This is a genomic window from Parasphingopyxis sp. CP4 (assembly GCF_013378055.1).
GTDB lineage: Bacteria > Pseudomonadota > Alphaproteobacteria > Sphingomonadales > Sphingomonadaceae > Parasphingopyxis.
In genome coordinates this window covers 2,917,131-2,941,605 of the sequence record NZ_CP051130.1, presented here as the reverse complement: position 1 = coordinate 2,941,605, position 24,475 = coordinate 2,917,131, and the positions used below count along the sequence as shown (strand labels likewise).

The 24,475-nt window shown below is 58.0% G+C and carries 27 protein-coding genes and 1 pseudogene; 10 read left to right on the top strand and 18 right to left on the bottom strand.

Annotated features, from left to right (window positions below; all coding sequences use genetic code 11):
- The first annotated feature begins 11 nt into the window (after window positions 1-11).
- The 5 genes from HFP51_RS14535 to HFP51_RS14515 all read left to right on the top strand — a co-directional run bounded on the left by HFP51_RS14535 (window position 12) and on the right by HFP51_RS14515 (window position 4,957).
- Window positions 12-452, top strand: coding sequence for a hypothetical protein (locus tag HFP51_RS14535; protein WP_176876439.1), 441 nt, complete (start codon window positions 12-14; stop codon window positions 450-452).
- A 124-nt stretch (window positions 453-576) separates the two neighbouring features.
- Entirely contained in the window at window positions 577-1,650 is a 1,074-nt protein-coding gene (locus HFP51_RS14530) for a hypothetical protein (protein ID WP_176876438.1), read from the top strand.
- 38 nt (window positions 1,651-1,688) lie between these two features.
- Window positions 1,689-2,372, top strand: a complete 684-nt coding sequence (locus HFP51_RS14525) for a hypothetical protein (protein ID WP_176876437.1) — start codon at window positions 1,689-1,691, stop codon at window positions 2,370-2,372.
- Between the two features lie 32 nt (window positions 2,373-2,404).
- Window positions 2,405-4,594 (top strand): phosphoribosylformylglycinamidine synthase subunit PurL, encoded by a 2,190-nt coding sequence (gene purL / locus HFP51_RS14520; protein ID WP_176876436.1) that lies wholly within the window; start codon window positions 2,405-2,407, stop codon window positions 4,592-4,594.
- A 24-nt stretch (window positions 4,595-4,618) separates the two neighbouring features.
- The gene (locus tag HFP51_RS14515; RefSeq protein ID WP_176876435.1) at window positions 4,619-4,957 is read left to right on the top strand and encodes a DUF6122 family protein; all 339 of its coding nucleotides are present in this window, start codon (window positions 4,619-4,621) and stop codon (window positions 4,955-4,957) included.
- Window positions 4,958-4,963: 6 nt separating this feature from the next.
- On the opposite strand, the gene HFP51_RS14510 is transcribed toward HFP51_RS14515, so the two are convergent.
- Window positions 4,964-5,788, bottom strand: a complete 825-nt coding sequence (locus HFP51_RS14510; protein WP_176876434.1) for a Coq4 family protein — start codon at window positions 5,786-5,788, stop codon at window positions 4,964-4,966.
- Between the two features lie 82 nt (window positions 5,789-5,870).
- On the opposite strand from HFP51_RS14510, the gene HFP51_RS14505 reads away from it, so the two are divergent.
- The 4 genes from HFP51_RS14505 (at window position 5,871) to bfr (ending at window position 8,634) form a co-directional block, all read left to right on the top strand.
- Complete coding sequence (locus HFP51_RS14505; RefSeq protein ID WP_176876433.1) at window positions 5,871-6,545, top strand: nitroreductase family protein; 675 nt, start codon at window positions 5,871-5,873, stop codon at window positions 6,543-6,545.
- 27 nt (window positions 6,546-6,572) lie between these two features.
- Window positions 6,573-7,826, top strand: a complete 1,254-nt coding sequence (locus tag HFP51_RS14500) for a DUF418 domain-containing protein (RefSeq protein WP_176876432.1) — start codon at window positions 6,573-6,575, stop codon at window positions 7,824-7,826.
- 56 nt (window positions 7,827-7,882) lie between these two features.
- Window positions 7,883-8,053 (top strand): bacterioferritin-associated ferredoxin, encoded by a 171-nt coding sequence (locus tag HFP51_RS14495; protein WP_176876431.1) that lies wholly within the window; start codon window positions 7,883-7,885, stop codon window positions 8,051-8,053.
- Window positions 8,054-8,151: 98 nt separating this feature from the next.
- Window positions 8,152-8,634, top strand: coding sequence for a bacterioferritin (gene bfr, locus HFP51_RS14490; protein WP_176876430.1), 483 nt, complete (start codon window positions 8,152-8,154; stop codon window positions 8,632-8,634).
- Window positions 8,635-8,643: 9 nt separating this feature from the next.
- On the opposite strand, the gene HFP51_RS14485 is transcribed toward bfr, so the two are convergent.
- From HFP51_RS14485 to HFP51_RS14420, 14 genes are all read right to left on the bottom strand, one after another.
- On the bottom strand, window positions 8,644-9,075 hold the full coding sequence (locus HFP51_RS14485) for an Hpt domain-containing protein (RefSeq protein WP_176876429.1): 432 nt from the start codon (window positions 9,073-9,075) through the stop codon (window positions 8,644-8,646).
- A gap of 128 nt (window positions 9,076-9,203) precedes the next feature.
- Entirely contained in the window at window positions 9,204-9,434 is a 231-nt protein-coding gene (locus HFP51_RS14480; RefSeq protein ID WP_176876428.1) for a sulfurtransferase TusA family protein, read from the bottom strand.
- Window positions 9,424-10,785: a ribosome biogenesis GTPase Der gene (gene der / locus HFP51_RS14475; protein ID WP_176876427.1), complete on the bottom strand. Its 1,362-nt coding sequence runs from the start codon at window positions 10,783-10,785 to the stop codon at window positions 9,424-9,426. Before der ends, HFP51_RS14480 begins: the two co-directional genes overlap by 11 nt.
- Window positions 10,786-10,808: 23 nt before the next feature.
- The gene (locus tag HFP51_RS14470; protein ID WP_176876426.1) at window positions 10,809-12,125 is read right to left on the bottom strand and encodes a PQQ-binding-like beta-propeller repeat protein; all 1,317 of its coding nucleotides are present in this window, start codon (window positions 12,123-12,125) and stop codon (window positions 10,809-10,811) included.
- Entirely contained in the window at window positions 12,122-12,847 is a 726-nt protein-coding gene (locus HFP51_RS14465) for a tetratricopeptide repeat protein (RefSeq protein WP_255454699.1), read from the bottom strand. The genes HFP51_RS14470 and HFP51_RS14465 overlap by 4 nt, the downstream gene beginning before the upstream one ends.
- Window positions 12,848-12,970: 123 nt before the next feature.
- Window positions 12,971-13,843: a 3-methyl-2-oxobutanoate hydroxymethyltransferase gene (gene panB / locus HFP51_RS14460; RefSeq protein WP_176876424.1), complete on the bottom strand. Its 873-nt coding sequence runs from the start codon at window positions 13,841-13,843 to the stop codon at window positions 12,971-12,973.
- A 52-nt stretch (window positions 13,844-13,895) separates the two neighbouring features.
- The gene (locus HFP51_RS14455; protein WP_176876423.1) at window positions 13,896-14,177 is read right to left on the bottom strand and encodes a DUF427 domain-containing protein; all 282 of its coding nucleotides are present in this window, start codon (window positions 14,175-14,177) and stop codon (window positions 13,896-13,898) included.
- Window positions 14,177-14,536 carry an ArsC family reductase gene (locus HFP51_RS14450; RefSeq protein WP_176876422.1) on the bottom strand — a complete coding sequence of 120 codons (360 nt, stop codon included), beginning with the start codon at window positions 14,534-14,536 and terminating at the stop codon, window positions 14,177-14,179. The genes HFP51_RS14455 and HFP51_RS14450 overlap by 1 nt, the downstream gene beginning before the upstream one ends.
- Entirely contained in the window at window positions 14,537-15,721 is a 1,185-nt protein-coding gene (purT, locus tag HFP51_RS14445; protein WP_176876421.1) for a formate-dependent phosphoribosylglycinamide formyltransferase, read from the bottom strand.
- A 6-nt stretch (window positions 15,722-15,727) separates the two neighbouring features.
- Complete coding sequence (locus HFP51_RS14440; RefSeq protein WP_176876420.1) at window positions 15,728-15,961, bottom strand: hypothetical protein; 234 nt, start codon at window positions 15,959-15,961, stop codon at window positions 15,728-15,730.
- 65 nt (window positions 15,962-16,026) lie between these two features.
- Window positions 16,027-16,725 carry a DUF4336 domain-containing protein gene (locus HFP51_RS14435; protein ID WP_176876419.1) on the bottom strand — a complete coding sequence of 233 codons (699 nt, stop codon included), beginning with the start codon at window positions 16,723-16,725 and terminating at the stop codon, window positions 16,027-16,029.
- Between the two features lie 23 nt (window positions 16,726-16,748).
- On the bottom strand, window positions 16,749-17,150 hold the full coding sequence (locus HFP51_RS14430; RefSeq protein WP_176876418.1) for a GNAT family acetyltransferase: 402 nt from the start codon (window positions 17,148-17,150) through the stop codon (window positions 16,749-16,751).
- Between the two features lie 44 nt (window positions 17,151-17,194).
- The gene (guaA, locus tag HFP51_RS14425) at window positions 17,195-18,754 is read right to left on the bottom strand and encodes a glutamine-hydrolyzing GMP synthase (protein ID WP_176876417.1); all 1,560 of its coding nucleotides are present in this window, start codon (window positions 18,752-18,754) and stop codon (window positions 17,195-17,197) included.
- Between the two features lie 86 nt (window positions 18,755-18,840).
- Complete coding sequence (locus HFP51_RS14420) at window positions 18,841-19,662, bottom strand: Stf0 family sulfotransferase (protein ID WP_176876415.1); 822 nt, start codon at window positions 19,660-19,662, stop codon at window positions 18,841-18,843.
- 249 nt (window positions 19,663-19,911) lie between these two features.
- Here HFP51_RS14420 and HFP51_RS14825 point away from each other — a divergent pair.
- Window positions 19,912-20,050: pseudogene (locus HFP51_RS14825) on the top strand (methyl-accepting chemotaxis protein); the annotation flags it as partial.
- A 961-nt stretch (window positions 20,051-21,011) separates the two neighbouring features.
- Here the strand turns inward: HFP51_RS14825 and HFP51_RS14410 are convergent.
- The 3 genes from HFP51_RS14410 to rplQ all read right to left on the bottom strand — a co-directional run bounded on the left by HFP51_RS14410 (window position 21,012) and on the right by rplQ (window position 24,344).
- Window positions 21,012-21,530 carry a hypothetical protein gene (locus HFP51_RS14410; RefSeq protein WP_176876411.1) on the bottom strand — a complete coding sequence of 173 codons (519 nt, stop codon included), beginning with the start codon at window positions 21,528-21,530 and terminating at the stop codon, window positions 21,012-21,014.
- A gap of 145 nt (window positions 21,531-21,675) precedes the next feature.
- Complete coding sequence (locus HFP51_RS14405; RefSeq protein ID WP_176876409.1) at window positions 21,676-23,829, bottom strand: prolyl oligopeptidase family protein; 2,154 nt, start codon at window positions 23,827-23,829, stop codon at window positions 21,676-21,678.
- An 86-nt stretch (window positions 23,830-23,915) separates the two neighbouring features.
- Window positions 23,916-24,344: a 50S ribosomal protein L17 gene (rplQ, locus tag HFP51_RS14400; RefSeq protein ID WP_176876407.1), complete on the bottom strand. Its 429-nt coding sequence runs from the start codon at window positions 24,342-24,344 to the stop codon at window positions 23,916-23,918.
- Between the last annotated feature and the right edge of the window lie 131 nt (window positions 24,345-24,475).

Genomic DNA, 24,475 nt, shown 5'->3' with positions numbered 1-24,475 from the left:
GCCGCTGCATTATGAAAAAGATTCTAAACCCCCTCGCGGTCGCTCCCATCGCGGCCATTTTCGCACTCGCTGCTTGCGGTGAACAGGAACCTGAAGTTGTGGGCGGCATGGCCGATCCCGACGCTGAAGAGCTTGAAGAGCTTGAGCCGGTAGAAATGCCGCCGATGCGCACGCGCGAAGCCAGCTTCCGCTGCGGCGACAACAGCGTCGTCTATGTCAGCTTCTACACCAATGACTCGCAGGTAGGCGTGGCTATGGAACAGGGCGCCGTCCAGACGATCCTGCCGAATGAAGCGCTTGCCGCTGCCGAAGGTGAAGAGGGCGAAGCTGCTGAAGCACCGGCTGGTCCTCCGCGCTATTCGGGCGAAGGCTATACGCTCGTCGGCGCCAGCGACGCATCGACGATTCAGTTTGGCGCTCCGGGTCGCGGAATTCAGAGCTGCAACGCCTAGACAGTATCAGTCTTACAGTAACACCGGGTCGGCAGCGCAAAGCGTTGCCGGCCCTTTTTTATGGCAAGCCTTGCCTTCACCCAGCCCCAAACCTTACGATCATCAATGATCGAGGGGGCAGAATATGAAACATTCATGGCGCACACTGGCAGTCGTGATCGCAGCCGTTGGATTGACGGGTTGTGCTTCGTTGCGAACACCAATGACGGATTTCGCCACCGACTATAACCGCGTCATCGCTGACACCCGCAATGAAATGATCTTGTTGAATATCGTTCGCGCGCGGTTTCGCGAGCCAACGCATTACTCCACCCTCAGCCAGGTCAGCGGCAATATGTCGATACGCGGCGGCGCCAATGCCGGGCTTAGCGGGATCATCGACGATATCGATGCGAGTGCCGGTGCGTCTCTAAGCGTCAGTTCGTCTCCGTCTTTCCAGTTGGTACCCTTGAACACCAATCAGTTTGCCGGCGGCATCCTTCGGCCGATCGAGCCCAATGTTGTGGCGATCTTCCTTGGACAAGGCTGGAACGAGCATCAGCTGGCCGCGCTGCTCATCGAAAGCGTTACCTGTAACGGTACCGAATATGTGAACGATCTTCGGCGCGAGATAAGCGAGGATGGCGATTCCACCCTGCTGCGCCGCGCCGATGTCTTTGCGCTGGGCTTCGAATCGGACCAGGCGCGCCCGGCAAGTGATCAGCCTGTGGCCACACTCGGTACCGACCAGGCATCTGCCCTAAATGCGGTTCTATCCAATCTGGGTGGCAATTATCGTGTAACGATCGGCCAGGATGACGAGGGTGAAGCTCGCTTCGAGATTCGCGAGCGGGTGCCCCAGGTTCTGCATGTCACGACCGGCGCCAACAGTGCGTGCGCCGGTGCGAGCCTATCGCCTGACAATTACGAGCTGCGCTCCGTCGAAGGCGTGATCTACTATCTTGGTGAAGTTGTGCGGTCCGGCAATGGACTGCGCGACGATCGCGGACGGCTGATCTTTGATGTGACGACGAGCGCACCCAATCGCAACCACACTGTCCATGTCGACCATCGCGGCCAGAACTGGTTTGTCGGTGCGGCAAATGAACCGGGCGGTGATCGGTCTATCCAGGTCATCAGCCTGATCAGCCAGCTAATCGCACTCCAGACGTCGAGCGATGCACTTGAACGCAGCCCATCGACGTTGACGATCAACTAGTCAGCAATAGAGGACCACCCCGCCGGGAGAGTTAAACAATGTTTATCGGCCATTTTGCTCCCGCCTTTGTCGCGGCTACCCATCCCAAAGCCCCAAATCTTGGTGTCTTGTTTGTCGGTGCGCAGCTGGTCGACTTTGCCTTTTTCGGGTTCGTCCTAGCAGGCATCGAGAATATGCGGATCGTGCCCGGCATCACGGTGATGAACCCGCTGGACCTATACGACATGCCCTATACACACAGCCTGGCCGGCAGCCTGGTTTGGGGTGCCGCCTTCGCGCTTCTGATTTACGCGATCACTAAAAATGCGATCGGCGCCTGGCTCGGTGGCGCGGTCGTGGTGAGCCATTGGCTGCTTGATCTTCTCGTCCATCGTCCAGATCTGACGCTGGCAGGCAGCCCGCCCATGCTGGGCTTCGGCTTGTGGAACTATCCGGCGATCGCCATGCCATTGGAGTTGCTTGTCATCGGTGGCGCTGTCGCTTTGTATCTGACGCGCACGCGCAAACTGTCCGGGCGCGGCAACGTACCTCTAATGCTGCTCATTGCCCTCCTGCTCGCCTTTCAGGCTATCGATTGGTTTGGGCCACCGCCCGAAAGTTTCGATCCAAGCATCGCGGTGACGGCTTTGCTGGCCTACGCACTGGCTTCGATCGCGGCTTGGTGGCTTGGCAGGAGCCGCGAACCGGCCGGTGATACCCAGCCCGATGCCGCTACGCTCTAGCGGGATCGCGTCGACGCCGCTAAGGCGCACCCATGTCCGATTCAGCCCTTAAGTCGCCCCCCGCAATCACCCCTGAAGTCGTCGCCGAACATGGCCTGAACGACGAAGAGTATCAGCGTATTCTCGCGGCCCTTGATCGCGAACCGAATATCGTGGAGCTCGGCATATTCTCGGTCATGTGGTCCGAGCATTGTTCGTACAAAAGCTCGCGCCGCCATCTGAAGAAACTGCCAACCCAAGGCCCGCAAGTGATTTGTGGTCCCGGCGAAAATGCCGGTGTCATCGACATTGGCGACGGACAGGCTGCGATCTTCAAGATGGAGAGCCATAACCACCCCTCCTTCATCGAGCCCTATCAGGGTGCAGCAACGGGCGTAGGCGGAATATTGCGCGACGTGTTCACCATGGGCGCGCGACCGGTGGCGAATATGAATGCTTTGCGTTTTGGACGGCCCGACCATCCCAAGACGCGGCATCTCGTCTCCGGCGTCGTCGCCGGCATTGGCGGCTATGGCAATTGCGTCGGAGTACCGACAGTGGGCGGCGAGGTGAATTTTCACTCGGCCTATGACACCAATATCCTCGTCAATGCGATGACGGTGGGCATCGCAGACGCGGACAAGATTTTCTATTCGGCGGCCTCGGGCGTCGGCAATCCAATCGTCTATGTCGGTTCGAAGACCGGCCGCGACGGCATCCATGGCGCGACCATGGCAAGCGCGGAGTTCGGCGAGGACAGCGAAGAGAAGCGGCCGACAGTTCAGGTCGGTGATCCGTTCACCGAGAAGCTGCTGATCGAAGCCTGTCTCGAGCTGATGGCATCTGATGCGATCGTCGCGATCCAGGACATGGGTGCCGCCGGGCTGACCAGCTCGTCTGTGGAAATGGCGACGAATGGCGAGGTCGGCATCATCCTCGACATGGACAAGGTCCCGTGCCGCGAAGACGGTATGACGCCCTATGAGATGATGCTGTCCGAGAGTCAGGAACGGATGCTGATGGTCCTGCAGCCGGGTCGCGAGGATATGGCCCGGGCGATTTTCGAAAAATGGGAGCTGGATTTCGCCGTAATCGGCGAGGTGACCGACACCCGCCACATGGTGCTGACCTTCGAGGGTGAGACCGTGTGCGACATCCCGCTCGGTCCGCTAGCCGCCGATGCACCCAATTATGATCGTCCGCATGTGCCGACACCGGCCCAGCCACCACTAACCGATATCCCGACGAGCGATGATATCGGCGCTGACCTCCTCACACTCATGGCCTGTCCGGATCTCGCCTCGCGGCGTTGGGTCTGGGAGCAATATGACCATATGGTGATGGCCGATACGGTTCAGCGCCCGGGCGGCGATGCGGCCGTGGTCCGCGTCCATGGCTCGAACAAAGCGCTTGCGATTAGCACCGATTGCACGCCGCGCTATTGCAAGGCTGATCCGGTGGAAGGCGGCAAGCAAGCAATCGCCGAATGCTATCGCAACCTGACAGCGGTCGGCGCAAAGCCGCTTGCCACGACCGACTGCATGAATTTCGGGAACCCGGAAAAACCCGAAATCATGGGCCAGTTTGTTGGGTGTATTGAGGGCATGGCCGAAGCGTGCGCAACGCTCGACATGCCAATCGTCAGCGGCAATGTCTCGCTCTACAACGAAACCACAGGGTCGGACGGCAAAGCGACGCCCGTCCTGCCGACACCCGCAATTGGCGGCGTTGGTCTGCTCGATGATATCGACACGATGGCAACTGTGGCCTTCAAAACCGAAGGTGATTGTTTGGCGGTAATCGGCGCCAGTTATCCGGAAATCGGCCAATCGCTCTGGTTGCGTGAAGTCCATGGCCGCGAAGACGGACCGCCACCGCGCGTAAATCTGGATGACGAAAAACTGCATGGCGACATTGTCCGGCGGCTGATCCGCGAAGGAGCAGTGACTGCGGTCCACGATATTTCCGATGGTGGACTATTGGTGGCGGCAGCCGAGATGGCGCTTGCTGGAAATCTTGGTGTTGAGCTTGACGCGATGGACGCTCCCTTTGCATTCAATGAGACGCAGGCGCGTTATCTTGTGACCTATCCGGCCGATGCGCCGCTTGATCGCAACGCCGTGCCGTTTGAGAAAATCGGTACGGTGGGTGGCAATGCAGTCGTCGTAAACGGCAGGGCAATCGCCCTCGATGAGCTGCGCGCGGTAAATGAAAGCTTCTTCTCAGATTTGATGGGCCGGTAATCGGCGGCCCGGGGGTCCAATTCCATGCCTCCATCAATCGAGTTTCTTCAGTCTGCCCTGCATATCTTCGGACATGCCGTGCTGCCGTTTGTTATCGCCTGGATTCTCTGGCGCGAGCAATGGGTGCGCGCCGGATTGATAATAGCCGCAACGATGCTGATCGATGTCGATCATCTGCTGGCCGATCCCATCTACGATCCCAATCGCTGCAGCATCGGCTTCCATCCGTTGCACACCGTTTGGGCAGCGCTCGCCTATGCAGCACTGCTGATCATTCCCAATTGGAAGGTGCGTGCTGTCGCCGTCGGCTGCCTGGTGCATCTCGCCACCGATGGCGGCGATTGTGTCATGCAGGCCTATTGATTGCGGCTAAGCCGGCTGGGCGAGTTCGCTGCTTTCTTGCGCGACATTCTTGCCGAGAATATCATAGGGATCACGTCCCTCTTCCCGTAAAATGCGATGCGCCTCGTGATAATAGGTCGGCGCGCCGATGTTCAAGCGTTCCCGAACCTCTTCAAGCGGCTCGGCGAGCAGTTCGGCAATCGGCATTTCCCAGATTCGCGGGCCGGCATTGCCATGCCGCTTGGCCTGATTGATCGCGCGGAAGATAGGAGCCTTTGTGCGCGTAACCTTCTTCATGTTGATGCCACCGGCATAGGCAATGAAGAGGTGCGCAAGAGACGGATCCTGGCCATAGGTGAAGGCGAGCACGCATTGTTCGCCCAGTCCATCGCGGCCATAACCGGTAAGCACGTGCAAGAGGTCATGGGTGTCGCGATTGCGATTGCCATACCATTGGATCAGGTCATTATAGCGCGGCTTGTCCATCTTCTCGCCCTCGGCGACAAGCCCAGCGGCAGTCAGCCCTTCGGCTTCCATGAAATCGCAATAGGCGTGGCCGACACTGCCTTCCGGCATCGCGCGCAGCCGCTCATGATCGTCGAGCAAGTCAGGCAAATAGCGCTCGCTCGCATAGATGGCGCGCCCCTCTTCGCTCGTACCAAAGCGCAGCGCATCATCACGGAAGGATTGCCGCGGAAGCGCTTCGAAGATCCAGAATACCTGTTCGGTATCCTCCTTATCCTTCAGCAACTCGCGAAAATGATGCAACGCCTTGCGCGGGCGCTTGCGCAGTTTTGGCCGATCCGGATGGACCGGAATCGGCATTTCCATATGATTTGGATCAATAGCCATGGTGATTTGATGCTATCTACTGACATTGATGTCAACAGTCTGACCCTTTGCGCCGTTCAACCAACGGGCTAAAGCGCGCGGCATGACAGACCATGACACCGTCCCCTATTCCGAGCTACCTGATTATTCCGACCCGGACCGGCTCGCACGCGCCAAAGCCTTTTACGAGGCTATCAAGACACGCCGCACCTGCCGACAGTTCAGCGATGCGCCGGTTCAGCGCGAAGTGATAGAACAGGCGATACTGGCGGCTGGCTCCGCGCCCAATGGCGCCAACCACCAGCCCTGGCATTTTGCCGTGATCTCTTCGCCAGATAAGAAGAAAGCTGTTCGCGAAGCGGCCGAAGCCGAAGAGAAGACGTTCTATGAGACAAAGGCCAGCGACGAATGGCTCGAAGCACTTGCCCCGCTTGGTACAGATGAGGTCAAACCCTATCTCGAAATCGCTCCTTGGCTGATTGTGATTTTCGGCCAGCGGCGCGGGGGACCCAATCCGGGCGATGACAAACAGAATTATTATGTGACCGAATCTGTCGGCATTGCGAGCGGCTTCCTGATCGCCGCGCTCCACGATGCCGGTCTGGCTACGTTGACCCACACCCCCAATCCGATGAAATTTCTCAACGAGGTGTGCGATCGGCCACCCAATGAAAAGCCGATGATGATCGTTGTTGCCGGCAAGCCTGCTGACGATGCTACCGTGCCGGTCCATGCGCTCAGCAAGAAGCCGCTAGAGGCGATTTCGAGCTGGCTCTAGATCGCCGACAGAAAGTAGGGGGAACTTATGACTGACGCGCCAGCGCCGATGGACAGCCGCTTCGTCAGCCTCGACGTGGTGCGCGGAATTGCCGTCATGGGCATCCTGCTCATGAACATCGTCGCCTTCTCCATGCCGCAAGCAGCATATTTCACTCCCATCGCCTATGGCGGAACCGTGCCGCCGGATATCGCGGCGTGGGCGACCAACTTCATCTTTTCCGACGGGAAGATGCGCGGACTCTTCTCGGTCCTGTTCGGTGCGTCAATGCTGCTCGTCATCCAGCGGGCCGAGGCCAAGGATGAAAGCCCGGCCCTCACCCATTATTCACGGATGAGCTGGTTACTGCTGTTCGGCGCACTCCATGCTTATGCAATCTGGTTTGGCGACATATTGATGCTCTATGCGGTGATCGGCTCGGTCGCCTTCTTCTTTCGCAAAATGGAAACCCACAAGCTGGTCGTACTGGGGCTAATCCTGATCGTCACCCAAGCGATATTGCTGGGGCTCGTGGCGGGATCGATCTGGATGATGCGGGAAGCGGCGTTGGCACCTGATGCTGATGCCGAGCTGATCACACAATGGCAGGAGTTTGCCGCGCAGTTCGGCGCCATCCCTCCTGACAAGCTCGCTGAGACAATGGCGATTCACCGTGGCGATTATGCAGGCCTACTTGCCCATCGCCTGGGACCCGCTTTCTGGGATCCGATTGTCGGCAACCTGACGGCGTCCCTCGAGACATTGGGACTTATGCTGCTCGGCATGGCTGGCCTAAAAAGCGGTTTCCTGACCGGTGAATGGGAGCGCGCACGCTACGCACGATGTGCGAAGATCGGCTATCTAATCGGGTTGCCGCTTCTGGCCATTCTCGCATTCCTGATCATTCGCAGTGGATTTGAACCGGTGACCTTGTTTGCATTGGACTTTGCCGGGCAGACGCTGATCAATCCTGCAGTGGTTCTCGCCCATGCCGCGCTCGTCCTCTATTGGGTCCAGTCGTCACCTGGAAGCGCGCTGATGGCGCGCGTGGCAGCCACGGGACGCGCGGCCTTTACCAACTATCTCGGTACCAGCATTGTCTGCACAATGATCTTTTATGGCTATGGGTTCGGCTTTTTTGGCGAGCTAAGCCGCGCATCGATCTATATTGTCGTGCCCGGCATATGGGCGCTGATGCTGCTCTGGTCCAAAGCCTGGCTCGATCGTTATCGTTATGGTCCGCTCGAATGGCTCTGGCGTTCACTGGCCCGTCGCGAACTCCAGCCAATCCGGAAAAAATAAACAGATACGCCACTTTTACTATTGCGAATTAATCTCAATAGACATATCTCGGTCGCATGGTTGTTTGTATTTGCAACGCGATTCGGGAAAAAGACTTGCGCGCTGCCGCAAAGAAGGGCGCGTCGACCCCCTGCTCTGCCTATCAACAGATGGGTTGCAAGCCGCGTTGCGGACAATGCGTATCGTTCGCACGTGAGATCATTCAGTCCGAAACTGCGACTGCTTAGCATAACCATCTGAAACCCGCAGAAAACATGGGTTTTTAGGGGTTCTCGCCGCAACGAATCATCGCTATATACCGCCGGACTGAACAAGGAGATCCGGTATGAAAGGTGACGAAAAAGTCATCGAGTTCCTCAATGAGGCGCTGAAGAATGAACTGACGGCGATCAATCAATATTTCCTGCATTACCGGATGCTCGACAATTGGGGCATCAAGAAGCTTGCCCAGTTCGAATATGGCGAGTCCATCGACGAAATGAAGCATGCCGACCAGTTGACGGAACGCATTCTTTTCCTTGATGGATTACCGAATTTTCAGTTGCTGGGGCGTCTCCGGATCGGCGAATCCGTAGAAGAGATTCTCAAGGCTGACCTTGAGCTCGAAAATGATGCGATTCCCCTCCTCAAAGACGGAATCGAGCATTGCGAAAAGGTCCGCGATTTTGTCAGCCGTGACTTGATGGCCAGCATCCTTGCGAGCGAAGAAGACCATGTTGATACGCTTGAGCAGCAGTTCGATATGATCGAACGCATGGGCATCGACAATTATTGTCAGTTGCAGTCGGAAGATCCGGCCGCGGGCTAGAAATTGCGCTTAAAGGCGACCGAAGGTCTGGTTGGCAACGGCCTGATCATCGTCCGCCTGACGGCGCTGAACCAATGGGTTTGTGGCCTTTTCAAGGTCTGCCATCGTTGCATCGAACAACGGTCGCAGCCGTGCAGCCTCAGGAACCAGTTCTTCGGGCGTCTGTTGGATTTCGACGAGATGGCGCGCAGACATTTCAATCTTTTCGGCCAAGGCGCTGAGCTGACGCGCGCCAAACTGCGCGGCCTCGCCCTTGAGCGTGTGCGCCGGCACGATCAGTGCGACCGTAACTTTTTCATGCATAGCCTGTTCGATAGACTCGACCGACTTGATCCCGTCTTCGCTGAAATAACGCAAAATGCGCGCAAAATTTGCACCCAATTGTTCGCGAACGGCTTCAAACTCGGTCCAATCGACCAATTTGTCTTCCTGGAGCGCCACCAGTGACCCCTTTCACTTGTTCCGAGACTGGCTGTAATGGGAGTGCGTAAACAACCAGTTTACCGAAGTGTCAGATTGGGCCCAAATCTGGGGTTTTTGCGATCAAACGAGCCAAAGCGCTGAAAAAGCTAGCGTGAAACTCGCCAGCCATTGCCAATTTGGGTGGCAATTTCTTCGATTGTCCAGTCATTTTCCGCTGCCAAAGCGGCAATCTCCGATGGTGCGATAGGATCATCTGCGACGATAGCCACATTGTCGATATCGCGCATCGCTCGCGCCAGCCGGAGCGCTGGCCACGGGCATTTCAGACCGCGAGCGTCGATATCGACATCACCGCTGCTATCCCGCTCAGCGATCATCCCCGCCATCCTTGTAGGGGTTTTTCGGCGCACGCATCGTCAGTCGCACGGGCACCGCACCAAAACCCAGATCATTGCGAATACCATTGAGCAGATAGCGTTGATAGCTCATCGGCAAATGATCGACACGGGTTCCGAACAGCACAAAACTGGGCGGCCTTATCCGTGCCTGCGTCATATAGCGCAATTTGATCCGCTTGCCCTTTGGCGCAGGCGGCGGGTTGCGTTCGATTGCATCGCGGAACCAGCGATTAAGCTGGCCGGTCGTCACGCGACGTGACCAGGCCTCACGGGTGGCGAAGGCCGCTTCGAGCAGCTGGTCTATTCCCTTGCCGGAAATCGCGGAGATCGAAACAAGCGGCACGCCGCGTACCTGCGCCAGACCTTCGCTGAGGGCCGTCTCGATACCTTCGAACAGCTCCTTCTTATCTTCGGCGACATCCCATTTGTTGATCGCAATGACGATCGCCCGGCCTTCGTCTATCGCATGAGCCGCGATCTTCAGATCCTGCACCTCAAGGCCTTTGGTTGCATCGAGCAACAGGACAACAACTTCGGCAAAATCAACCGCTCGAAGTCCGTCCGCCACCGACAGCTTTTCCAGCTTGTCCTGCACCTTGGCCCGCTTTCGCATGCCGGCCGTATCAATGAGTTCGACCTCCCGGCCCTTCCATTCCCAAGGCACGGATATGGAATCGCGCGTGATGCCAGCTTCAGGCCCGGTGATCAGGCGATCATCGCCAAGCATCTTGTTGATGAGAGTTGATTTCCCGGCATTTGGGCGCCCTACAATGGCAAGCTTTAACGGACCGTCCGCTGCCTCCTCATCCCCATCGTCAGGCTCATCTTCACGCTCGACATGCGGCAGGAGGTGCTGAAAAAGATCTGCGATTCCCTCGCCATGCTCCGCACTGAGCGGGACCGGATCGCCAAGCCCGAGGCCATAGCTCTCGTAGAGACCAGCATCGCCGGCTTTCCCTTCGGCCTTGTTGCCAACCAGGATGATGGGAGTTTCAGTCCCCCGCAGCCAGCGCGCAATTTCTTCGTCAAGCGGAGTCAGGCCTGCCCGGGCATCAAAGAGAAACAATGCGGCGTCTGCGTCGGCAACCGCGCGTTCGGTTTGCTGCCGCATCCGACCAGGCAGGCTTTTCGGATCTTCATCCTCATACCCAGCCGTATCGATTACCCGAAAATCCAGTCCGAAGAGATGGGCATCGCCCTCACGCCGATCGCGCGTTACGCCCGGTCGGTCGTCAACAAGCGCAAGCTTCTTGCCGACCAGCCGATTGAACAGCGTCGATTTGCCGACATTGGGGCGGCCGATGATTGCAATAACGGGCAGCCGCGCCATGGCCGAAAAGCCTTTCTAAAAAGCTAGCGCCAAGCGCTGAGCTCACCATCAGTATCGAGCAGGTAAAGGGTATTGTTGGCCACGATTGGCGGCAGCTCTACGCCCTCATCTAATTCTTCCATCCGGCTTACAGCGCCGGTTGCAGGATCAATAAAGGCAAGATGGCCACGCGTAGATACGAGGATCAACTGACCACCAGCAAGAACCGGCCCGCGCCAAAAGATTGGCCCTTTGCGGTCTTCCTCGTCACGAAACCGCGGTAGCTGGCTGATCCAGCGGATCCGACCGTTGGTGCGCGCAATGGCAAGAACACGGGCATCATCGGTTACGGCAAACATCCAGTCGCCAGCGATCCAAGGTGTCGAAAGCCCGCCGGCATTCACTTCCCAGAGTCGTTCACCCGTAATCAGCCTCAATGCGACCATGCGCCCACCCTGGCCGATTGCATAAACGAAGCCGCTATCGATTACCGGACTGGCATCAATATCGGACAGGGTCGACACAGACGTGGAGATGCTGGTGCGGTTCAAGCCGTCCTGCCAAACAATCTGGCCGTTCTCATAACGATAAGCGATTAGCTCACCCGACGAAAAACCGGCCACAAGCGTTCCCTGAGCGGAAGCGGGAGCGGCCACGCCGAAGACGCCAGACACTTCGAGCGTGCCGGAGACATTCCAACGCGTTTCACCGGTTGCCGGATCAAGCGCAAAGACCTGGTTGTCCTGGGTCAGCACGTAGACATTGTTGTTCGCAATGGTTGGCGCCCCACGTAGCGGACCACCCGGTCGTACTTTCCAGATCTGGCTGCCATCAGCGACATTCAATGCGCCAGCATAACCAACGCCGTTCGTGACATAGAGGCGATCACCAGAAACGCTCACGCCGCCACCGAAGAGCGCGGAATTGCTGCCGATCTCACTGCCAAAGCGTGTCGACCAGACTTCCGCACCGTTTTGCGCATCAAACGCACGGACCGTTGCATCCGTATCGATGGTGAATACACGCCCATTGGCGACAACCGGCGCCGCGGCAAGACGCGCCCGCGATCCACCGGCATCACCGATCGACTGGGACCAGGCTTGGGTCGGAACATTGCTAAGCGCCAGATGGCCGAGCGACTTGCTCGCGCTTCCGCCAGGTTGCACCCAACCGGCATTCACGGTCGCCGGTGGCAGTACCACCGGCACTGTCGCAATTTGCGGATCGATCTGGACATCATTTTCGGAAACCAGAATCGGAGTACGGTTTCCGATGGTCGGCGTCGCATCGCCGTCACCGCCAAACAATCCGCAACCGCTGAGCAGCAATGCTGCACAAATGGGAATCAGAATAGACTTCATGAAGTTGGTTCCTCCGCTGCATCCGCAGCCAATGGCTGAGCAGGCGCAGCCTGTTCGTCCGTAATCTCTACCGGTTCGTCCGGCACCGCATCCACACCCAATACGCCGGCCATCTGAACGGCACGTGTCCGGAGTGTTTCTGGCGCATTTTCTTCATTGGCGATCTGCGCGAACAGCGCACCCGCTTGCTCGTCATTTCCCTGTTGCATCAGGGCGATCGCCGTCAATTCGCCGGCACTTCCAAACCACGGGTTTCCAGGTACCGCGAGGCCAGCCATACGATCAATCACCGCTTGTGGCTCAAGACCGTCAAATTCCACCGCAGTCTGACGGATAAGGGCAAGATCGCGAAACTGCTGTGGCAGCCCGTCATCGGCAACTATCGCCGAAAATCGTTCAACTGCGGCATCACGATCACCCTCCTCTAGGGCTAGCGCCGCCTGGGTCAGCATTGCTTCTGCACGGATTATCGGTCGTTGGGATTCGGCCAGCGGCGCCAGCGCCTCGTCAACATCGGTTGTCGTTCCCTCATTCAGGTTCTCGAGCAGTTGCGCCAGCTGTTCGGTTTCTTGCTCGGCAGCTGCAACCTGTTGGTTGGACCAATAGAGCCAACCACCAAAGGCCGCGAGGCCCAGAACCACGAGCATGGCAATCCATTTGCCCCACCGTTCCCAGAACTCCAACGCCTGTTCCTTGCGGACTTCCTCGTCCACTTCGCGCATGAATGCGGAATTATCTTGCGGCGCAATCGCCAATTATCGTCTCCAAACCGTTATGGCGGCGGACCTTAGCGGCGCGCCACGCCTAGGGAAAGTGATTGTGACCGCGCAATCGACACGCGAACGTTATTTCTTGGGTTGATAGGTCTGTGTCTCTTCCGGGAAACTCCGATTGCGCACACCTTTTGCATAGGATTCAACGGCTTTCGTCACATGGGCCGCCATATCATCGAACTTTTTCACAAAGCGCGGAACCCGATCAAACATGCCCAGCATATCTTCAGTCACCAATACCTGGCCGTCGCATTGCGCCGATGCCCCAATACCAATGGTTGGGCACGACACAGCGCGCGTGGTTTCGATCGCGATCGGTTCGATGACGCCTTCGATAACCAGGGCAAAGGCCCCCGCCTCATCAATCGCTTTTGCATCGGCGACCACCTTGGCTGCGGTCGCCTCGTCCCGGCCCTGTACCTTGTGCCCGCCCAGGACATTCACAGCCTGCGGCGTAAGGCCGACATGGCCCATCACCGGAATACCGCGTGCCGACAGGAACGCGACAGTTTCGGCCATCGCTTCTCCGCCTTCCATCTTGATGGCGGCGGCACCGGTTTCCTTCATCACGCGGGTTGCCGACCGGATCGCGTGCTCGGGGCTTTCTTCGTAGGATCCAAACGGCATGTCGACGACAACCAAGCTGTGGTAGCTGCCACGGACCACGGCCGCGCCATGGGCGATCATCATGTCGAGACTGACCGGAATCGTTGAATCGAGGCCATAGACAACCTGCCCCAGTGAATCGCCGACGAGCAACATATCGCAATGCGGATCAAGCAGTTGCGCCGTGCGGACCGTATAGGCGGTCAGCATGACCAGCGGTTCGCCACTTTTCCCATCCGTCTTGCGGCCACGAATGGCCGGAACCGTCAGCCGTTTCATCGGCTTGGGTGTCGGGTGGGCGCGGTCCGTCTTCGTATCGAGTGTATAAGTTGTCGACATGCCGACTATTTAGCCCGCAAATTACGGCTTGGCCAGCAATCCCGATGCGTGCCTAACTGACCTCTACGCCCCGCCAAAAGGCGATATGATCCTTTATTGATGCCGCTTTTTCCTTGGGATCAGGATAATACCAGGCCGCGTCCTGATTCTCTTCGCCATCGACGCTGAGCGAATAATAGGAGGCAGTGCCCTTCCAGGGGCAAAAGCTCGTCGTTTCGCTATCGGTCAGCAAATGCTCATTCACCGCAACGCGCGGGAAATAATGGTTGTTCTCCACCACAATCGTCGCATCGCTCTGGGCAATGACCTGACCGTTCCAGCGTGCGGTGACCATCACTCCGGCTCCAGTCCGAGGGCCGTTTCATATTCGCCCCCCTTAAAGCCAACGATCAGCGGACCTTCACTTTCGAGCACCGGGCGTTTGATCATCGAGGGATGGGACAGCATCAGCGCGACCGCAATATCCTCGTCGACATCGGCCTTCATCTCGTCAGGCAGCTCACGGAACGTCGTTCCGCGCTTGTTGAGCAACACTTCCCAGCCAATTTCGCCCGACCATGCGCGCAGCTTTTCTTCGGTGATCCCGGCCTTTTTATAATCATGAAAGGCATAGTTGACGGCGCGGCGTTCCAGCCATTTGCGCGCTTTCTTGATGCTGTCGCAATTCGGGATGCCATAGAGAACCGGATCCATCTATTCGTCTCCATATTCGATTGTGACGCAAGATGCGGCGTCTATTGCCGCGTCGCGCGCCTGTTCGACACTGCCTTCATCCAGTCGGGCCAGGGCAACGCCCATGCGTCGCCAGGGCCGCGTCACCGGTTTGCCGAACAGCCGGACGTCGATATGGCATTCAGCGTCCGCCTTGCCCAGCGCCTCGTCCACACCCGTGATCGCGAAGTCTTCAGACTCGCGATCGGCCAAGATTACCGCGCTAGCCGAGGCCCCTCTGGCCGCCACGTTGGTGATCGGCAAGCCCAATATCGCCCTGGCGTGCAGATCAAATTCATTCAGGTCCTGCGATACCAGGGTCACCATACCAGTATCATGTGGGCGGGGCGATAGTTCGGAAAAGATCACCGCATCGCCTTTGACGAAAAATTCTACGCCAAAGATCCCATAGCCGCCAAGGGCATCGACAACCTTGGTCGCCATTTCCTGAGCCTGGCTAAGCGCCAGGTCTGTCATTGCCGCAGGCTGCCAACTTTCGCGATAGTCACCGCGTTCCTGGCGATGGCCGATCGGCGGGCAGAAATGCACGCCATCCTTGGCCCGGACGGTCAGGAGAGTGATCTCATAATCGAAATCGACAAAGGCTTCGGCGATGACGCGCCGGCGATCACCGCGCATGCCCTCCGCCGCATAATCCCATGCTGCATCAATATCACCAGCTTCGCGGACACTGCTCTGGCCCTTGCCCGAAGATGACATGACAGGCTTTACGACCAGCGGCAGGCCCACGGCCTCAGCCGCCGCATGCAGTTCTTCCCGGCTTTCGGCGTAACGATATTCCGATGTGCGCAGTTTCAGCTCTTGGGCGGCGAGATCGCGAATGGCATCGCGATTCATTGTCATCTGCGCGGCCTTGGCCGACGGCACGACGTTAAAGCCCCTGGCTTCATAGTCGGCCAGTACTTGGGTGCGGATTGCCTCGATCTCCGGCACGATGAACCCCGGGCGGTGCCGCGCGATCACCTCGCCCAGTGCATCGCCATCCAGCATCGAGAATATCTCGCATTCATCGGCAACCTGCATAGCGGGTGCGCCGGCATAGCTATCGCAGGCAATCACATGGCAGCCGAGCCGCTGGCAGGAGATCACAAACTCCTTGCCGAGCTCTCCTGAACCCAGAAGCAGGATCTTGGCGGTCGGTGTCACGGCGATTTAGTCCTTCTCGGCAAATTCGGCGACGATACGCGAGCCGCAATTGAGGAGCTCGCCCTTGGAGTGATCGGCACAGGCCTGTTCAGCCTCTTCCACCGTCGGGAAAGTGCCGAGCGTCTTCCAGCCCCAAAAACCCTTATGCTGGGCGAGATACCATTCAGTCCAGGAACGGCCGCGCGCCAGCGCCTGCCACACAGATTTGGATTGATGGATGACCCGATATTTGACCTTCATGCTGGTTCGTTACGCTCCCGTCCAAATTCGCTCAACCCCTGGCTCCACCTTGAGCGCGAATATGCCTAAAGCAGCCAGGCAAAGGCCTGCCGCAAATAGTCCGCCCCATCTTCTCGGGCGATCTCTCCATGCGCCATCACAACTCGCCGTGGGTCCGCCGCAATCAGGTCGTGCAGTTTTGCCCGGGCAGTCTGGCGATTGCGAAACGTGGCGCGCAATTCGAGGGGCGCATAGCCCTTGCCTTCGACGATCGACCAGAGCCGCGCGATCGGCCGCTGCCACCATGACCAGTGTTTCTCGAGGAACGCGGCGCTGAAATTCTCGGACAGATCGGCAAAGATGACGGTCGATGAGGCGCGATGGAAAAAGGCGACCTCTTCCAAGAACTTTGAATTTGTGAACAGATATTGATCAATCTGGCCCTGCCAGGCGGGCGGGGCATCGTCGGTTAAACTCCCGGCAAAGGTCAGATCCTCTCGCTTGGTCACGGTGGATTCGGGGCCCCAAAGTTGCGCTTCTGGATAGGCGGCCTGCCATTCGGACAGAAACAGATGGTGGATCTTGTTGGGGCTCACCAGATGTTTCACCGGCCCCAGCGCGTTCACAGCGCCCGCCAGCTCCTCCGTCAATGCGACAGGCGACCAAATCCACAGATCGCCAATATCGAGGCGGATGATCGCCATCCGGGTCGGATAGGCGAAACCGTAAAAGTCGACGATGCCGCCATCCGCCAACCAGATATTCGCTCCCAACGGATCCAGCATCACGCGCTCCTAGCTCCTATTGTTCAGGCCTGGCTGCCACCGTCCAGCCGCCGGCCCAATGTTACCACGTCCTGCCGCTCCAGCCCAAAGGCCTCGTAAAAAGCGATGACATCCTCATTGTCGCTGCGCACCATCAGCTGGATCTTCGGCGCGTCGCGCTCCCGCAGCCAGGTCTCGGCCGCCTCCATCATATCCCCGCCCAGTCCCTTTCGGCGATGCTCGGGATGGACAGCGAGGTAATAGACCCAGCCCCGGTGCCCATCATAACCAACCATCACACTGGCAATCAGGACATCGCTGTCGTGAAGCACCAGGATATCGGACGTGACCGTTGCGATGGCCCGATCAAAATCCGCCACCGGATCGTTCCACGGCCGCGTCAGATCGCACGCTTGCCATAGGGTGATCACGCTATCCCGATCCATATCGTTAGCGATTCGTGATTTCGAAGCGCGCTGTGGTGTACCCCCTACTCCCACTCGATCGTGCCGGGTGGTTTGGACGTATAGTCATAGACCACCCGGTTGATGCCCTTCACTTCATTCACGATGCGTGTTGCGACGCGGGTCAGGAAGCTGGCGTCAAAAGGATAGACATCGGCGGTCATGCCATCGGTGCTGGTCACCGCACGCAGGCCGCAGACGCTGTCATAGGTTCGCCCATCGCCCATCACGCCGACGGTCTTTACCGGCAACAGCACGGCAAATGCCTGCCATATTGCATCGTACAACCCGGCATTGCGGATCTCTTCGAGATAGATCGCGTCCGCCTTGCGCAGGATATCGCACCGCTCCTTGGTCACCTCGCCGGGAATGCGGATCGCAAGACCGGGTCCGGGAAACGGATGGCGACCGACAAAGGCATCCGGCAGGCCGAGTTCACGACCGAGCTCGCGGACTTCGTCCTTGAACAGTTCGCGGAGCGGTTCGACCAGCTGCATATTCATGCGTTCCGGCAATCCGCCGACATTATGGTGCGATTTGATAGTGACAGAAGGCCCGCCGGTGAAGCTCACGCTTTCGATGACATCGGGATAGAGGGTTCCCTGGGCAAGGAAGTCCGCGCCGCCCGCCTTGTTTGCTTCATCCTCGAACACGTCGATGAAGGTCTTGCCGATAAATTTGCGCTTCTTCTCGGGGTCCGTCTCGCCTTTGAGACCGTTGAGGAACAATGTCTCCGCGTTCACATGGACGAGCGGGATGTGATAATGGCCCTTGAAGAGCGAGACGACCTGTTCCGCCTCATCCATCCGCATCAAACCATGATCGACAAAAACACAGATGAGCTGGTCGCCAATCGCCTCATGGATCAGGACGGCGGCGACCGCACTGTCGACGCCGCCAGATAGGCCGCAAATCACCTTGCCATCGCCCACCTGTTCGCGGATTTCTGCGATCTTGGTGGCCTTGAACTCGGCCATCGTCCAATCACCAGCACAGCCGCAAACATGGCGGACAAAATTGGCGAGCAACTTGGCGCCATCCGGCGTGTGCACCACCTCCGGGTGAAATTGCGTGCCATAATAGCGTCGTTCATCATCGGCGATCAGCGCGAAGGGCGCGCCTTCCGTTGTCGCAACGATGCGAAACCCTTCGGCAAATTGCGTGACCTTGTCGCCATGGCTCATCCAGACCTGATGTGTTTCGCCGGTCTTCCAGAGCCCGTCGAACAGCACGCATTCGTCCGAAATCTCAATAAAGGCGCGACCAAATTCGCCGCTGTCGCCAGCTTCGACAGTGCCGCCGAGCTGATGCGTCATCACTTGCTGGCCGTAACAGATACCGAGAATCGGGAGGCCGCTTTCGAAAATGATATCCGGCGCGCGCGGGCTGCCTTCTTCAGGAACTCCGGCCGGGCTACCGGACAGGATGATGCCCTTGGGCTTGAGGCGATTGAACGCCTCTTCGGCCGCATTGAATGGCGCAATTTCAGAATAGACGCCGGCCTCGCGGACGCGGCGCGCAATCAGCTGCGTCACCTGACTGCCAAAGTCGACGATGAGAATGGATTCGGATGGCTGGATTGTCATGGCAAGCAAATAAGGAGCCGAACGCTGAGTGTCCAGCCGTCAGGCGTCCAGCGGGTGGAGCAGTATGACCTTAGTTGCGACCCGGCTCAGCGGAACAAGAAAGAGCGCCGTCGCTTGCCTTGATTTTCCTTGTTGAAGCGTTTGATCCAGGCAGCGTTGATCTTGTTCGGGAGTTTGGCGACCCGTGTCTCGAGCGGCAGGTCCGCGGGCATCTCGAAGTCCAGGAAATCACACACGCCAGACAAGAACCGGGTGGGATCGGCAACAATGTCTTCATAATAGACCGTGTGCGGCGTGGCATTGAACAGCTCGAGCACCTTTTCATGGCGCTCATAGATAGAAGCGATCTTGGCACAGCGATTACTGATCATGTCGAAATCATAATCGTCCACCGTCACCTTGTTGGCGGCGTCCTGAAAGCTGTGAAATTTCCCGCTAAGTTGGGCCTTGGCCATCGAGACAGCCTGGGCGGTAACATCACGGCGACGCAGCAGGACAAAGGACAGGCGATCGCGGAACTGCGAAAGAAGACCCGTCACTGCAGCACTGGCGAGGCCGATCTGTGTGCATCGAAACCCAAAGGCTTGCCGCGATCTGTTAGTTATGATGCTTTGCACGGCCTCGGTATGATAGGTCAGATCAAGTTTGGTCCGCTCTCGTTCCAAAGCCCGGGGGTTGAGGCTTTCGGTAACCGTCCCGAAATATGGCAGGTTCTGAATCAGCGAGCCTGTATAGGTGCTTCCAGCGCGGGCGGCGAAAAGCATGACCACAATCTTTTCGGCCTTAAGCTCATAATCCGGCTCTTTTTCCGGAAGAACAAGCTCATGGGCAGTTTTCGCAAGGACTTCCAAGCCCATATGCGGCAGCAGATCTGAAACAAGTTGTTCGGATTCGGCCTTTCGGATCATCGGTTCCCTCAAAAATATCGACCAAAATTGTACCCTGATTTGCCTTGCCACACTGGCAGATCGTGTTTCGGCAGTGATGGCGGGTAGCAGTACGTCACGAAACCGGCAAATATGCTTAACGCTTGGTTAGGGTATCGCAACTATCACTAATCTCCAGATTACTGGGGAATATCCATGCCGAGACGGATCAAAGCCCTGCTCGACCTGCTCGAAGACGAAACCGGGCGTTACGCAGCGGCTAGTGACAATATCGCGCAGCAAACCAAGATGCTTGCCCTGAACGCGACGATCGAAGCGGCGCGGTCGGGCGAAGCGGGCCGTGGATTTGCCGTTGTCGCCCAGGAAGTGAAGTCTCTTGCCAGTAGCGCCGCAAATGCGGCCAGCGACTTTCGCCAGACAATCATGGACCGCCTCGCATCGACCGCGCGCATCGTTGATGAGCTCGTCGATGAGCTGGAAGGTGCGCGCCTGGCCGATCTGGCTCAAACGATCAACGACCTGGCATTAAGCGGCCTATCGGCCCGCAGCGTGGATTTGAGGATATTGGCAACCGAACCCTGTATCCGGTCTTATCTTGGCGACCCCGGCGACGCGAGGAAAGAAGCCGATGCACGCGAACGTCTGAATGCGCAATTCGCGTTTTCGGATTTTTACAGCAATGCGTTCCTCGTCACGACAGATGGTGTGATCCGGCTCAGCATTGAAGACAATCCGACATTCATGGCCTTCAACCTGAAGGGCCAACCGCAATTCGAACGCGCAATCCATACGGTCAGTGCTGACCAATGGTCCGGCGATGAAATCTGGCTCAACCCCCAAGGCAATGATCGCCCCTGCGTGCTGTTCGTCTGCGGTGTCCGTGAGCATGGCTTGGAAGGCGGCGATGTGATTGGTGCGCTTTACTTGGAATATGATTGGGGCCGCTATGCAGATTCGATCATTGGGATGCATTCCATGCTCCACCAGAATAATCGCAAGGGCGATCGGTTCTTGCTGCTCGACCAGGAGAGCAAGATCGTCGGCAGCTCCGCAGGCGATGCTTTTGGGACGCATTACCCGCTGCCGAAAAACGAAGAGCAACGGGCGACCTTTGTGCAGGGCCAGACCAGCATTTCCTATGCTCGTGGTGAGATCGAAAACGGATTTGGCGGGTTGGAACTGTGCAGCGTGATCGAACGTGAAATGCGCAGCCCCGAAGAGATCCTTGCGATACTCGGGCTTGGCGACGAAGCGAATCTACCCGCCGCCATGCGAAAAGATCGCGCCGCCTAAGCAATATTTTAGCCCGGACAGAAGAAAGGGCGCGGAGCCCATGCCTGCTCCACGCCCTCTCCTGTGGCCAGCTCAGTCTAGTTGAGCCCGCGCACTCTCAACCTGTCGATCTGGCCGTAGCGGACCCGGCAGCTAAACCGGCCACGATCATAATCGGCCGTCCGGTAGCCGCGGCGGCCATAGCGACCCTCTTCCACGAGCAACCGGCCGCGAACCCGATATCCATCGCTTCTGCGATCAACTTCGGTAATCTCGGTCACCTGGGCACGACCGTAGCGTGATGCCTCCTGGCGAGCCGCTCGACGGCAGCGATTTACTGCCTGGCGCGGTCTCAGCCTTTGGCCCTGGCGATAGTCACCCCGGCGATAATCGCCGCGATAGTTATAATCTCCATGGCGGGTATGATGTCGCTCATAGCGGTTATCATCATTGCCATCGATAGCGGCGGCCACGGCTGCAATCCCGCCAAGGACGAGAACGCCGGCTATGACATCGCCGGCATCAATGCCGTCATTGTCCCGGGCCTGGGCAGGGGCTGCAACTGCGAGCGCAGTCGCGGCAGTGGCCCCCATCAAAGTCTTTCCAATTGTGTTCATCGCGCTGCTCCTTTTTGCACATAGTTCCGTGAAGAACTGAGTGTGGTTTAGAGCAGTCGCTGTGAGCGGGTACTGAACTCGCTTGTAGGGCCTTGTTAATGTAAAATGCGTTTTACATTAACGTACAAGATATTGAGAATCTGCATTATTCAGCTTCAGGGACCTCTAATCCGGTCCAGCGCGCGGTAAAGGCCCAGAGGTCGGCATATTCAGCAATCAGCTGGCTGGTCGGCCGTCCCGAGCCATGGCCGGCCCGGGTTTCGATACGAATCAGATGGGGCCGATCACCCAGATCAGCATGCTGAAGCGCGGCGGTATATTTGAAGCTATGGCCGGGCACGACCCGGTCATCCGTATCCGCCGTCGTGACCATGATGGCCGGGAAATCGCCGGTCTCGGGAATGTTATGATAGGGCGAATAGGCGAGCAGCGTCCGGAAGTCCGGCTCGCGATTGGGATAGCCATAATCATCGACCCAATAACGCCCCGCCGTAAACCGATCAAAGCGCAGCATATCCATCACGCCCACTGCCGGAAGGCCGACGGCAAACAGATCCGGGCGCTGGTTCACAACCGCCCCGACAAGCAATCCGCCATTGGAACGCCCCTGCACCGCCAGCTGGTCCGCCGAGGTGATCCCTTCAGCGATCAGATACTCGCCAGCGCCGATCATATCGTCGAACACATTCTGCTTGTTCTGAAGTCGGCCCGCATCGTGCCAGGCCGCACCATATTCACCGCCGCCGCGCAAGGTCGCGAGCGCAAACACGCCGCCCATTTCCATCCATTGCAACCGGCCCGGATTGAAGCCCGGCGTCTGGGAAATATTGAAGCCGCCATAGCCATAGAGCAGTGTCGGGCGCGTTTCGGCATGGTCGAGATCGGCACGGTGGACGATGAACATCGGCACCCGGGTTCCATCCCGCGAGGTGAAAAAGCGTTGGGCAACCACATAGTCTTCGGGATTAAACGGCACCTCCGGCACGGCAAAGGGCGATACTTCGCCGGTGGCGCTGTCATAACGATAGATGGCCGTGGGCGTTGCAAAGCTGGTGAAGGAGAAGAAGGTCTCCGGATCGCCGAGCTCACCGCCAAATCCGTCCGTACTGCCAATACCCGGGAGATCGACAGTTGCCACCTGGGTGCCGTCCCGTTCGAATACCCGCGCTTCATTGCGCGCATCGACCAGATAATTGGCGATCAGGCGGTCGCCGACCAAGGATGCGCCTTCCAGCGTTGCCTCATTTTCGGGGACAATCTCGGTAATCGTCGGCGTTTCACCGGACACGTCCATCCGGACAATCCGCTCGCGCGGCGCATCGCTATTGGTCACAAAGTAAAGCTGGTTCCCATCCGAACCCGCCAACTCCCAATTATGCTCGAAACCGGAAATGATCGTGCGCGTCGGTACCGTATATTCCGACAAGTCACCTAGCGTGAGCTCATAGCGATCATCGGTGCCTTCCGATGAGTAGATCAGCAGCCAGCGCTTATCGTCCGTCACCTGCGCAAAATGATTGAGGTTCGGGCGGTCCGGCGTCGCATGAATCAACCGATCCTCGGTCTGGGCGGTATTGATCGCGTGGAAATAGACCGCATGGTTCATGTTGAGTGACTGGAACTCACTATCCGCATCGGGCTCTGGGAAGCGCGAATAGAAGAAGCCGACATTATCAGCGGCCCAAGTGATGCTGGTGAATTTCGCCCATTCGACGGTATCGCTCAGCGTCTCGCCGGTTTCGACATTGAGGACGCGGATCGTCCGCCAGTCAGTCCCGCCGTCCTGGACTCCATAAGCAATAAATTGACCGTCAGGAGACGGCACCCATTGGGCCATTGCCGTTGCGTCATCTTCGGACCATTCATTGGGATCGATCAGCAGCTGCGGCTCACCATCCAGGCCTTCGCGCATATAGAGGACCGACTGGTTCTGAAGGCCGTCATTACGGGTGTAGAAGTACCGATTGCCGCGCTTCACCGGAACGCCCACGCGTTCATAATTCCACAGCTCGGTCAGCCGTTCGGCAATGGTGTCGCGCCCCGGCAGAGTCTCCAGATAGGCATCCGTCACCGCATTCTGCGCCGTTACCCAGTTGCGAACATTCTCATCGACACGCACATCATTTTCGAGCCACCGATAGGGATCAGCGACCGCCACGCCGAACTGTTCTTCGACAACATCGCCGCGTTCGGTTTCAGGGTAGGTGATCGGCGTTTCCATGGATGAAGATCCTTGAGCGGCGATCATCGCCGGGGTGGCAAGCAGCATGAGCGGCAGGAACAAGCGGGCAGCAGTCATCGGACACCTCAAAAGCAAAGGGGACCGCGAGCCTAGCACCCGCGATCCCCTTGGAAAATACCGAACTGGTGTCGGATAGTCTGCCGTTAGGCGGCGACCTCGTCTGCAAAGACTTCGTCGACTTCGACCGGACCGGAATCCTGGCCTTTCGCCTCTTCGTCACGATCAACAAGCTCGATGACTGCCATCGGCGCGGCGTCCGACTGACGATAGCCAGCCTTGATCACCCGGCTGTATCCACCGTCGCGATCGGAATAGCGCTCACCCAATACGTCAAACAGCTTTTTGAGCTGGGTTTCGTCCATCAGGCGGGACATGGCGAGACGACGGTTAGACAGGCCGCCCTTCTTCGCCAGCGTGATCAGCTTCTCAACATAGGGCCGCAATTCCTTTGCCTTGGGCAAGGTCGTCAGGATCTGCTCATGCTTGATGAGGCCAGCCGCCATGTTGCGGAGCATCGCCTTGCGATGGCTCGACGTGCGATTGAGTTTACGGTGCGCTTTTTTGTGACGCATGGTTCTTATCCTTTGTTCGTTCAGGGGCCGTATCAGGTACCCAAGACCAGGCGACGTTTCAGGGGTGTCGCCCTTTCCCCTATTGTGCTCCGGCGAAGGCCGGAGCCTAGGCCTATGGAAGGAACTGGGCT